Raw genomic sequence first — 11,730 nt, forward strand, 5'->3', positions numbered from 1 at the left:
CGGTGACAACTTCAAGCACCTGTACGCCCTGGCCGACAAGCTGGGCGCGGCAGTCGGCGCTTCGCGCGCGGCGGTCGACGCAGGCTTCGTACCCAACGATATGCAGGTCGGCCAGACCGGCAAGATCGTGGCGCCACAGCTGTACATCGCCGTCGGCATCTCCGGCGCGATCCAGCATTTGGCCGGTATGAAGGATTCCAAAGTGATCGTTGCGATCAACAAGGACGAAGAAGCACCGATCTTCCAGGTGGCTGATTACGGCCTGGTGGCGGACTTGTTCGAGGCGGTTCCCGAGTTGAGCGCTAGCCTGTAGATGGCTCATGCAGGCGCGATCAGTTGCGCGCCTGCATGAGCAATGGCGATCAGGCGCCCAGGCTTTCGATGTCCCTGGCCAACATCACCAGTTGATGCGCCAGGGAGCTTTGCAGGGTGTCGGTAGGCAGCTGGAACTTCGGCGCGCCACAGGTCAGGGCCATGATGCTGCCGTCTGCCAGGCGCAGCGGAACGCCTGCGGCGTTGACGTTGCGGTCCCACTCGCCGAGGGACAGGCAAAAACCGAACTCTTCATACTCGCGGAACGACTCGTTCAACGAGATCTCCAGGGCCGGCCATTCGTCACCGGCTTTCTTGGCTATTTCGCCGATCAGATGCGCCCGCTCGTTTTCCGGCGTGGCGGCTAGGTAGGCGCGACCTGCGGCAGTGGTGCTCAACGGCAGGCGCACACCGGCTTCCATACGCAGGCTGGCGACGTCGGGTGGGCGGCAGCTTTCCACGTAGATCATCGACAGGCGATCGCGGCAGGTGAGGCCAACGGTGGTGTTGGTACGCCGTGCGAACTCGTCCATCAGCGGCTTGCCCAGCTGGCGTACCCGCAGGTTGTTGACGTAGGCGTAACCCAGGGCCAGCACCCCCGAGTCCAGTTGGTACTTTTCCACGTCCTGGTTGTAGCTCAGGTAGCCAAGCTGCGTCAGGGTGTAGGTCAGGCGCGAAACCGTGGGCTTGGGCAGGCCGGTAATCCGCGCAATGTCCTGGTTGCCACGGGTGACGTTGCCGTGGGTGAACGCGCGCAGCACTTCGAGACCGCGACTCAGGGCTTCGACGAATTTCCGGTCCTTGGGTTCGTTCTCGGGCGTTTCGATTTCTTCAGTCATGGAGGCTCGTGTGGGCAGCGGACAGGCAGTGGAAGAGGTTAGTCGATAATGCCCGGCAGTGTGGGCAGTAACCGTCGCGATTTCAATGCAACGACTTATATAGTCGCGCAAAGTGGCAGCATAGCGGAATCCTGTTCCGCTAGTGGAACCATTGCACGACCCACGACAGGGCCAGCAACACCGGAATGGCGATCAGCGCGAAACGGCCATTCCAGGTGAGGACAATCGTCCACGCCGAGGTGCCAGCCGTGCGCGCCAGGATCAGCACCGCAGGCCCAAAGGGCGAGAGCAGCATCGCCAGGGAAAACGCGCAGACCAGGCTGACGGCAGGCCCCAGTGGGTTGACGCCGGCCACCTGCAATTGGGCCAGCAAGCCGGCACAAATGCTCAGGGTGATAATCGGCGCAATGCCAACCAGGGCGAGCCCGACCACACCCAGCAGCGCCATGCATTGCACCCAGAAAACCTGAGAGGAGCCACCGAGCAACGGCACCACCTGCTCCAGGGAAACCAGTTGATTGAACAGCGCACCGAACAGCGCCGAACAGCCAAATATAAAAATCTCATTACGCATGCCCGCCAGATGCTCGGCCAATTCGTCGTAGGCCTTGCGCGGGCTTTCGAGGAACAGCCAGCCGCTGACCAGTAGCGGCACCACCATCAGCGATGCCTGGGTGATGTTCAGCCAACTCAGGCTGGCCAGCGCCACAATCGCACCAATGCCCACGGCGGTGCCGAGCGCCAGCGGGTTGAGAGACGCGGCGGGGATTTCGGGTGATTCGTCGACCAGGGTCTGCAAGTGGCGGTTTTCCGTGCGTGCGCCAATGAGCATGAGCAGCACCGTGGCGATCACCCCGTAAGGCAGCAGGTCGGCCCAGGCCAGGCTCGGTACTTCACGGGTGATGATCGCCACGACAATACTGGTCGGCGCAACCAACGGCACCAGGGCAAAACCGCGAATGGCAGCGGTCAGCACGCCGCGCTGGCCATCACGCCGGCCCGGATGATCCGGCGCAAACGGCTGCAGGTAGCTGTGCAGGGTCGAGCACATCAGGTTGAGCATGCCGAAACTGAGGATTGACCCCAGCCCCAATGCGGCCAGCAGATAGCGCGGATAGAGCAGCGAACGTGGTCCACGCAACAGAAAACGATGCACCTCCCGCAGTGCCGGCAGGCGCTTGACCAGGCAGCCCATCAGCCCCAATCCACCAATGAACGCTGCGTAATAGGCGCCAGCGCTGCTCATGCGCTGGACGGCGGGCAGATCCAGCGGGGCCTTGACCAGCCAGATCGCGAGCAACACTAGCGTCGCCAGGCCCAGGCGCCGAGGGTAGGGCATGAGCGACTGCCAGTGGCGGATAAAAAACAATCCGAACAGCAGCGCCGCGATCAGGCTGAACGCACTGGTACGCGTGCCCAGGGCAACCAGTTCGCAGAGCAGGGCCAGTGGCAGCAGGCGTGTCAGCTTCACGCGGGCAGGCGGCGCAGGCGGCTACGCTTGAACACACCTTCGGCGCTGGCCAACAGGTGGTCCTCGGCATCGAGCACATCACACGCGGCCATGTAGATTTTCGGCCCGCCGCCCCGGACCCGGGCGATGACCCGAACCCGACTGCCTGCGGGGGCGGGAGCCATGTAGTTGATGTTCAGTGACAGGGTCAGGGACAAGCGCCACAGGTCCGGGTCGATGTTCCAGGTGCCGCACATGCCCAGCGCCGCGTCGGCCATGGCGGCAATCACACCGCCGTGCAGGTTGCCGGCCTGGTTGAGATGCTCGGGGCGCACCTGCAGCGCGATGACGGTTTGCGCCTGGCCGTATTCAACCAGATCAAGGCCCAGGTACGCGGCGAATCCACTGAACAGGCCTTGCAGGTCGGCGGGTGGTGAGACGGTCATGGTGTGTTCTCTTTTTGTTATGGGGTGAACGGCGGCACTTGCTATGCACGGTATGTTCCGCAAAGAGCCTTTTTTAGATTGAAGTTGAGCCTGACAATAATTAGTATTCTAGTCAATACGGAATTAGGTTCTGCACAGCGAAACATAAAATCGGAGAAACCATGTTTTCACGTATCGGTGTGATTGGCAGCGGCGCCATGGGCCGTGGCATTGTTCAAGTGTTTGCAACCTCAGGCTGTGAGGTGCTGCTGTATGACGTGCGCCCTGAAGCGGTCGAACAGGCGCTGAGCTTTAACAAGGACCTGTTGGAGCGCCAGGTGGCCAAGGGCAAGCTCAGCCCCGAGCAGTTGGCGCAGACGCTGGCGCGCATGCAGCCTGCTGCGAGCCTGGAAGCCTTGGCCGGTTGCGATCTGTTGATCGAAGCCATCGTCGAGAACCTGGAGGCCAAGCAAGGGCTGTTTCGCCAGTTGGAAGCCATCGTTGCGCCGAGCGCGGTATTGGCTACCAACACGTCGTCGCTGTCCGTCACGCAGATCGCCAGCGGATGCCAACACCCCGAGCGGGTTGCCGGTTTTCACTTCTTCAACCCCGTACCGCTGATGAAGATCGTCGAGGTAGTGCGCGGTGAACGTACCCAGGTGCAGGTGGTGGAGCGCCTGTGTGCGCTGGCCGAGGCGGCTGGTCACTTTGCGGCTCAGACCCCAGATACGCCGGGCTTTCTGGTCAATCATGCCGGTCGTGCCTATGGCACTGAAGCGTTGCGTATCCTTGGCGAGAACATTGCCGATTTCGAGCAGATCGACCGCATCTTGCGCGATGGCCCGGGGTTTCGCATGGGGCCGTTCGAGCTTTTTGACCTCACCGGCCTGGACATCTCCCATGGCGTGATGGAGTCGATCTACGCGCAGTTTTATGGTGATCCGCGTTATACCCCGTCTTACCTGGCGGCCCAGCGGGTGGCCGCAGGTTTGCTGGGGCGCAAGAGTGATGGGCAGGGCTTTTACCGCTATGTCGATGGTCAGCAACTGCGTTCGCCGCAGCCCCAACGCGCGCATGTGTCGGTTGACCGCAGCTTCTGGCTCGACAGCCAGGATGCGCAGGTGAGGGGTGAAGTGGCGGCTTTGCTCGGCGCCGGTGGGGCGATGCTCGAAGAGGCCGCTCAACCCTCGGCCAATGCGATCTGCCTGATCACCCCGCTGGGGGAAGATGCCAGCAGCGTGATCGCGCGCCAGGGGTTGCCCGCCGAGCGCACCCTGGCCCTGGACACCTTCTGCGACTTCTCCAAACGCCTGGTGCTGATGCGCCAGCCTGCGCTGGACCCGGCATTCGAAGCCCAGTCGGTTCAGGCCTTGGGCAGCAACGGGGTACCGGTGGAAGTGATCAATGACTCACCCGGTTTCATCATCCAGCGGGTAGTGGCAAGCGTGGCCAACCTGGGAGCGGAAATCGTCCAGCGCGGCATCGCCACCCCGGCCACCCTCGACCGCGCGGTGATGCTGGCGCTGGGTTATCCGCGCGGCCCACTGGCCTTCGCCGAGTTCTATGGCGCCGACAAAATCCTCGCGGTGCTGCGTGGCATTCAAGGCTGCTATGAGGAGCCGCGCTACCGTCCCAGCCCCTGGCTGCGTCGCCGGGTCCAGTTGGGCCTGAGCCTGCAAACTCCCGATCAACCCTCTGCCGTGCAGGAGCAATAACCATGTCTGCTTATATCTATGATGGCCTGCGTACACCTTTTGGCCGCAGCGCCGGCGCCTTGGCCAGCGTGCGCCCCGATGACTTGCTGGGTGAGGTCATCCGCGCCCTGGTGGCGCGTAGCCCGTTCGCTGCCGAGGACTACGAAGACGTCGTGGCGGGCTGTGCCTGCCAGGCCGGTGAAGATGCGCGCAACGTCGCCCGCAATGCGGCATTGCTCGCGGGTTTGCCATTGACCACCGGTGGCTTGACGGTCAACCGCTTGTGCGGCTCGGGGCTGGCGGCGGTGCTGGATGTGAATCGGATGATCCGGTGCGATGAAGGCCAGCTGTTTATCGCCGGCGGCACCGAGAGCATGAGCCGTGCACCGTTTGTTGTCGGCAAGAGCGAGGCGGCCTTCTCCCGGGCGTTCCAGGTTTTTGACAGCAGCATCGGTGCGCGTTTTCCCAACCCGCGGATCGAGGCCGAATTCGGCGCCGACAGCATGCCGCAGACCGCCGATAACATTGCGCACGATCTGGGTATCAGCCGTGGCGACAGTGATGCGTTCGCGGCGCGCAGCCAGGCGTTGTATGCCAAGGCGCTGGCCGAGGGTTTTTACGAGGAGGAACTGCTGCAGGTCCTGGTGCCCCAGGGGCGCAAGTTGCCGCCCAAGGCGGTGGTCGCCGATGAGCACCCACGGCCGAGCACCGACGAGCCAGCGCTCGCCCGTCTGGGCGCGCTGTTCGAGGGCGGCGTGGTCACGGCGGGTAATGCCTCGGGGATCAACGATGGCGCGGCGGCGCTGATTATGGGCAACCGCGCTATCGGTGAGCGTCACGGGCTCAAGCCACGAGCACGGATCGTGGCCGGTGCGGTCGCGGGGGTCGCACCACGGGTGATGGGCCTGGGGCCGGTACCGGCGATTCGCAAAGTCTTGGCGCGTGCCGGGCTGAGCCTGGCGGATATGGACGTGATTGAAATCAACGAAGCCTTCGCCACCCAGGTACTGGGGTGCGCCAAGGAGTTGGGCCTGGCCTTCGACGACCCACGCTTGAATGCCCAGGGCGGTGCCATCGCCATCGGCCACCCGCTGGGCGCCTCCGGTGCCCGCTTGGCCCTGACCGCCTTGCGCAGCCTGGAGCGCCAACAAGGGCGCTACGCATTGGTGAGCCTATGCATCGGGATTGGCCAGGGCATTGCCTGCGTGATCGAACGGTTTGACTGAAACCACCGCATGCAAATGCGGACTTGTTGTGGCGAGCGGGCTTGTCGGAACGCCGCTTGCCACAGGGTGAGTCGTCAGTTTTTGAAAGTTGTGTAGCCCAGGCAATCCAGCTCCCCCATGTGATGGGTGGCCAAAGACTCTGCGCCTGGCACAGATCCCCTGTGGGAGCGGGCTTGCCCGCGAAGGCGGCGGGTCAGAAAAATAGATTCTGACTGACCCACCGCTTTCGCGAGCAAGCTCCCACACAGATGCAGCGTCGCACGCTGGTTCTGCGTCAGACCACCTCGAACAACCCGGCAGCGCCTTGCCCGCCGCCGATGCACATGGTCACCACCACATATCGGGCGCCGCGCCGTTTGCCTTCGATCAGGGCATGGCCGGTCAGGCGTGAGCCGGTGACGCCATAAGGGTGGCCGATGGAGATGGAGCCGCCGTTGACATTCATCTTCTCCAAGGGAATGCCAAGCTTTTCCCGGCAGTAGATCACCTGCGAAGCGAAGGCTTCGTTGAGCTCCCACAGGTCGATATCGTCGATCTTCAGCCCGTTGCGCTTGAGCAGGCGCGGGATGGCATAGACCGGGCCAATGCCCATTTCGTCCGGCTCGCAGCCGGCCACGGCAAAACCCCGGAATATCCCCAGCGGCTCGAGGTTATTGCGTTCGGCGTAGAGGCTGTCCATGACCAGGCACACCGATGCCCCATCGGACAATTGGCTGGCATTGCCCGCCGTGATGAATTGCCCGGCTCCGCGCACCGGCTCCAACAGGGCCAGGTTTTGCAGGGTGGTGGAGGGGCGGTTGCATTCGTCTTGGGTGAGGGTGACGGGCTGCTCGCTGACCTCGCCGCTGTGTTTGTCCTTGACCAGCATGTGCGTGGTGAAAGGAACAATCTCGGCATCAAACAAACCGGCGGCCTGGGCCGCGGCGGTGCGCTGCTGGCTGAGCAGGGCGTATTCGTCCTGGGCCTCGCGGCTGATGTTGTAGCGATGGGCAACGATGTCGGCGGTTTCAATCATCGACAGGTAAAGCTCGGGTTTGTGCTCCAGCAGCCATGGGTTCTGACTGCGATAGGTATTGAGCTTGTCGTTTTGCAGCAGGCTGATGGATTCCACGCCGCCGGCGATCATCGCCGGGACTTTTTCCGACACGATACGTTGTGCCGCGAGGGCGATGGCTTGCAGCCCCGAGCTGCAAAAGCGGTTGATCGACAAACCCGCGGTGGTGGTAGGCAACCCGCCACGGATGGCCGCCAGGCGTGCCATGTTCTTGCCCTGGGCGCCTTCCTGGAACGTCGCGCCGAGGATCACATCCTCAATCAGCCCTGGATCAATCCCGGCACGGGCCACGGCCTGTTGGATCACATGCCCGGCCAGGTCGATGCTGTGGGTGTTGTTCAGGGCGCCCCGGTAGGATTTGCCCAGGGCGGTACGCGCGGTGGAGACAATAACGGCGTCAGACATCAATCAGCTTCCTGTGCCAGTAACGGAGGGGGTGTGGGCGGCCCATTCTTCATCCTGCAATTGGCGCCAGAGCAGTTTGCCGGCACCGGATTGCGGCAGGTGCTCGCGAAACTCAATGGTGACGGGGACTTTGTAGGCCGACATGTTGGCCTTGCACCACTCGATGATGTCGCTGGCCGTGGTGTCCTGTTGTCCGGGGTGCAGGGTCACCAGGGCTTTGACCGCTTCCCCTCGGCGTGCGTCGGGGGAGGAGATGACGCAGCACTGCTTGATCGCCGGATGGCGGTACATCAGGCTTTCGACTTCCGAAGGCCAGACCTTGTAGCCGGAGGCGTTGATCATGCGTTTGATGCGGTCGACCATGAAGAAGTAGCCGTCTTCATCGTAGTAGCCGAGGTCGCCGGTGCGTAGGAAGCGTTTACCTTCCAGTTCGATAAAGGCTTTTTCGGTGTCCTGCGGGAGTCGCCAGTAGCCTTTGAACACCTGCGGGCCCCGGCAGACAATTTCGCCCACCTCGTGGGGCGCCAGCTCCAGGCCGGTGGTGCTGTCGATCACGCGCGAGTCGACGTCGAACGCCGGAATGCCCAGGCATTGGGATTTGCTGCGCGCCTTGGGGTTCATATGGGTCGCGGCCATGGTTTCGGTCATGCCGTAACCTTCGATGTAGTCCAGGCCCAGCAACTGCTTGAGCTTGTCCTTGACCGGGCCGGGCATCGCCGCGCCGCCGCCGCCAATGTAGTTGAGGCTCGACAGGTCATAGCGGTCGAGCCCGTCCTGGGTCAGGAAATCCACGGCCATGGTGACGATATTGGACCAGTTGCTGACGCGATATCGCTGCATCAACTGTGCGGCGACTTCACGGTTCCAGCGGGTCATGACCACCACACAGGCGCCACTGAAAATCGGCCCGTTCATCGACGATTGCATACCGGCGACATGGAACAGCGGCAGGGTGGTCAGCACCACGTCTTCGCAATTGCGGTTGGTCCAGGCTTGGCGGTGCACCGTTGTCGCCATCACCGACCCATGGGTATGCAGGCAGCCCTTGGGTACGCCGGTTGTGCCTGAGCTATAAGGCATCACGCAGTGATCGTCGGCGTCACTCAGGTGGGGGCCGGGGCGTTGCCCGCAATCGAGGGCGGCCTGCCAGCGTGTCACACCCGGCAACGTTGCCGTTTCAACCGGGGCCAGCAACTCGGGCGGCAGGGGCAGGTCGGTGGGTGTACGCAGGTACTCGGAGTAGGCCGTGGTCAATACGTGGCGCAGCTTGAAGCGGCCGAGCAGCGGCGTGACAAACGGCGCGAGATCCTGGGCGCAGACGACGATCTCGCCGTCAGTATCGTGCAGGTAGTGTTCCAGCTCGCTGGCGCGGCTCATGGGGTTGAGCGGTACCACCATGGCATCGGCGCGCAGCGCGGCGTAGTAGGTGATGATGAACTGCGGCGAGTTCTGCATGAACAACAGGACTCGGTCGCCGCGCTTGACCCCCTGGGATTGGAAATACCCGGCCAGCCGCTCGACCTCATCGAGCAACTGGGCGTAGGTGATGAGGGTGTCGTAGTAGATGATCGCGGTCTTTTGCGGATAACGCCGGGCAGAGATTTCCAGGTTACAGAACAGGCTGGTATCCGGCAGTGTCAGGTGGTGGGGCGCACCCTCCGGCCAATGGGGCAGGTGACGGTTGAACATTCTAAAACCCTATTGTTATGAGTCTGGGTTAATCGATATGCGGGCGGTATGGCGGTGCCATCTCGCTGGAGATTTGCACGCAATACGGCTGTATGTCAAATATATGGAATCGTGTTTCGCTATGCGGAACTATTGATCGGTTATTCGTAAGCCGTTGAAGTCTGCGGGGCGTTTGTCAAAGAATGCGGCAATCCCTTCGGCAGCTTCATCGTCCCCCATGGACACCACCATATGGTTGGCCTCCAGCTCCAACTGTTGTTCCAGGGTCGTGCGGCTGGCCTGGCGGCACAGGGTCTTGATGCGTGCCATTGCACGCTGGGGGCCAGCGGCAATCCGGGTTGCCAGGGTGATGGCTGTCGGGAGCGCGTCACCGGGTTCGGTCAGCGCATTGACCGCGCCCAAGGCATGCAAGCGTTCACCGCTGATACGCTCACCTGTCAGGCACAGTTGCGTCAGTACCTGGCGCGAAACAAACTCGGCGAGGAACGCCGTGGCACCACCATCGGGCGTGAGGCCAACCTTGACGTAGGCCACCGAAAACGCCGCGTTACGCGCCACGACCAGCATGTCGCAAGCCAACGCAATCGATAGGCCGGCGCCGGCGGCGGCGCCTTCGACGGCGGCAATCACCGGCTTGCTGCAATTTTGGAGCGCGCGGATCAGGTCATGCAGGCCTTCAAGATTGACCCGGCGCTCCGCTGGCGTCATGGCCCGACGCAATGCCAGCCGATGCAGATCGCCGCCGGCGCAGAAATGGCCGCCAACCCCGGTCAGCACCACGGCGCCAATCGACGGGTCTGCCTCGGCCTGGGCCAGGGCCTGGGGCAATGCTGCATAGAACTCGGGCGTGAGTGCATTACGTGTGGCGGGGTTGTTATTGGACAGCACGAGGACAGCACCTTCACGCCCCACAAGAATCGGTTCACCCATGGTTTCACCTGTTGTGCTCAGTGGCTGGTTATCCCAAGGATTATCGGAAGGCAAAGCTTCATTGACAATCACAGCCCTGATTGACAGGCTGTTCAAAATTCTTTGACAGTGATCCCCATGGACCTCAAGTCGCTTACCTTGCTGGTCGAAATCATCGATGCAGGCAACCTCAGCGAGGCCGCACGGCGACTTAAAGTCAGCCGGGCCAATATCAGCTACCACCTCAGCCGCCTGGAGCAGTCGATCGGTTTGCAACTGGTGCGGCGCACGACGCGCCGCATTGAGCCGACCGAGATCGGCCTGCGCCTGTATGAGCACGGGCGGGCCATTCGCAATGAACTGCTGGCGGCGCAAGAGTCGGTCTCATCGCTGGGCCAGAGCTTGCAGGGCAGGGTTCGGGTGAGTGTGCCCAGCGGTTACGGGCAGTGGGTGATGGCCGATTGGCTGCTGGACTTCAAGCGGCTGTACCCGGGGATCGTGCTGGATGTGATGTTCGAAAATCGCGTCGAAGACCTGATGCGCGATGAAGTGGATATCGCAGTACGGGTCATGTCCGAGCCGCCGCAAAACCTGGTGGCTCGGGACATGGGCGTGTTGCGCTACGTGGCTTGCGTCTCGGCGGCCTATGCCCGGGAACATGGCGTGCCCGGACAACTGAGCGACTTGCGCACCGCACCGCTGATTACCGCGGCGGTGGTCGGCCGACAATTGCGCGTTGCTGCGTACCTGGACGATGAGCGCCATGAGGTACTGCTGGAGCCCACCCTGATTTCAGAGAACTTTCTGTTCCTGCGCCAAGCCGTATTGGCCGGGCTGGGTGTAGGGCTGGTGCCGGACTACCTGGTGCAGGACGACGTACGCCAGGGCACGCTGGTGACCGCACTGGACGCCTGGCGTCTGAGCATCTTCGGCACCAACATGTATATGCTCTACATGCCCGACCACCACCACACTCGCGCGACATCGACGTTCATCGACTTCATGCTCGCCCGCTCCAGAACCACGGAGATAGACTGCGCCCCATGTCCATCCAACACGCACTCCTGACCTCACTCCTGGAAAAACCCTCGACGGGGTATGAGCTGGCCAACCGGTTTGATCGCTCCATTGGTTACTTCTGGCAGGCCACCCATCAGCAGATCTATCGTGAGCTGGGGCGCATGGTCACAGCCGGCTGGCTCATGGCGCAGGACTGTCCCGAGGCCGACAAGCGGCGCAAAAAAATCTACCAGGTGCTACCTGCGGGGCGCGAAGAGTTGCAGCGTTGGGCGAGCGAGCCGCAAGAGTCGGGGGACCAGAGCCAGGCACTGCTGATCAAGCTACGTGCCGAGGCGGTCATCGGGCCGTTGGGCCTGCGTGAGGAAGTGCTGCGCCTGTTCAAGCAACACCAGGCCATGCTTGAGACATATCGGCAGATTGAGCAGCGCGACTTTTCGTCTGCGTCGTTGACCCACGCACAGCGCCTGCAATACGTGGTGCTGCGGCGCGGAATCATGCTCGAAGAAAGCTGGCTGGCCTGGGCGGACGAGTTATTGCCATTGATTGAGGCGTGAGGCCAGGCAGGGTTCGACTCCGACCCACCGCCAATCCCTGTAGGAGCTGTCGAGCCCTTGATCTCCACCCAGACTGAAATCCCCGCCCCAGCGCCAATCCCTGTGGGAGCTGTCGAGCTTCAGCGAGGCTGCGATAGCGGCAACACAGGCACC

Annotated in this window: 11 protein-coding genes; 5 read left to right on the plus strand and 6 right to left on the minus strand. The window is 62.5% G+C overall.

What is annotated here, in order from left to right; translation table 11 throughout:
• On the plus strand, positions 1–313 hold a 313-nt coding region (locus BHC62_RS24125), incomplete at its 5' end, for an FAD-binding protein (protein WP_218124036.1).
• 49 nt (positions 314–362) lie between these two features.
• Here the strand turns inward: BHC62_RS24125 and BHC62_RS24130 are convergent.
• The 3 genes from BHC62_RS24130 to BHC62_RS24140 form a co-directional block, all read right to left on the minus strand.
• Positions 363–1,151 carry an IclR family transcriptional regulator gene (locus BHC62_RS24130; RefSeq protein WP_029299054.1) on the minus strand — a complete coding sequence of 263 codons (789 nt, stop codon included), beginning with the start codon at positions 1,149–1,151 and terminating at the stop codon, positions 363–365.
• A 139-nt stretch (positions 1,152–1,290) separates the two neighbouring features.
• The gene (locus BHC62_RS24135; RefSeq protein ID WP_256324418.1) at positions 1,291–2,622 is read right to left on the minus strand and encodes a hypothetical protein; all 1,332 of its coding nucleotides are present in this window, start codon (positions 2,620–2,622) and stop codon (positions 1,291–1,293) included.
• The gene (locus BHC62_RS24140; protein WP_070996405.1) at positions 2,619–3,047 is read right to left on the minus strand and encodes a PaaI family thioesterase; all 429 of its coding nucleotides are present in this window, start codon (positions 3,045–3,047) and stop codon (positions 2,619–2,621) included. Before BHC62_RS24140 ends, BHC62_RS24135 begins: the two co-directional genes overlap by 4 nt.
• A 161-nt stretch (positions 3,048–3,208) precedes the next feature.
• On the opposite strand from BHC62_RS24140, the gene BHC62_RS24145 reads away from it, so the two are divergent.
• Together BHC62_RS24145 and BHC62_RS24150 are read left to right on the plus strand one after the other, a co-directional pair.
• Entirely contained in the window at positions 3,209–4,741 is a 1,533-nt protein-coding gene (locus BHC62_RS24145) for a 3-hydroxyacyl-CoA dehydrogenase (RefSeq protein WP_070996406.1), read from the plus strand.
• 2 nt (positions 4,742–4,743) lie between these two features.
• Positions 4,744–5,946, plus strand: a complete 1,203-nt coding sequence (locus BHC62_RS24150) for a 3-oxoadipyl-CoA thiolase (RefSeq protein ID WP_070996407.1) — start codon at positions 4,744–4,746, stop codon at positions 5,944–5,946.
• Between the two features lie 274 nt (positions 5,947–6,220).
• Here BHC62_RS24150 and BHC62_RS24155 read toward each other — a convergent pair whose 3' ends face one another.
• The 3 genes from BHC62_RS24155 to BHC62_RS24165 all read right to left on the minus strand — a co-directional run bounded on the left by BHC62_RS24155 (position 6,221) and on the right by BHC62_RS24165 (position 10,024).
• Positions 6,221–7,405, minus strand: a complete 1,185-nt coding sequence (locus BHC62_RS24155) for an acetyl-CoA C-acyltransferase (protein WP_070996408.1) — start codon at positions 7,403–7,405, stop codon at positions 6,221–6,223.
• 3 nt (positions 7,406–7,408) lie between these two features.
• A complete protein-coding gene (locus tag BHC62_RS24160) occupies positions 7,409–9,094 on the minus strand; it encodes a long-chain-fatty-acid--CoA ligase (protein WP_029299048.1) in 1,686 nt (561 codons plus the stop codon).
• 129 nt (positions 9,095–9,223) lie between these two features.
• A complete protein-coding gene (locus BHC62_RS24165) occupies positions 9,224–10,024 on the minus strand; it encodes an oxepin-CoA hydrolase, alternative type (protein WP_070996409.1) in 801 nt (266 codons plus the stop codon).
• 117 nt (positions 10,025–10,141) lie between these two features.
• On the opposite strand from BHC62_RS24165, the gene BHC62_RS24170 reads away from it, so the two are divergent.
• Together BHC62_RS24170 and BHC62_RS24175 are read left to right on the plus strand one after the other, a co-directional pair.
• Positions 10,142–11,071 carry a LysR family transcriptional regulator gene (locus tag BHC62_RS24170; protein ID WP_070996410.1) on the plus strand — a complete coding sequence of 310 codons (930 nt, stop codon included), beginning with the start codon at positions 10,142–10,144 and terminating at the stop codon, positions 11,069–11,071.
• Positions 11,047–11,577 (plus strand): PadR family transcriptional regulator, encoded by a 531-nt coding sequence (locus BHC62_RS24175; protein ID WP_070996411.1) that lies wholly within the window; start codon positions 11,047–11,049, stop codon positions 11,575–11,577. Before BHC62_RS24170 ends, BHC62_RS24175 begins: the two co-directional genes overlap by 25 nt.
• Positions 11,578–11,730 lie beyond the last annotated feature (153 nt).

The sequence above is a fragment of the Pseudomonas sp. 06C 126 genome, from assembly GCF_001855215.1.
Taxonomy (GTDB): Bacteria; Pseudomonadota; Gammaproteobacteria; order Pseudomonadales; family Pseudomonadaceae; genus Aquipseudomonas; species Aquipseudomonas proteolytica.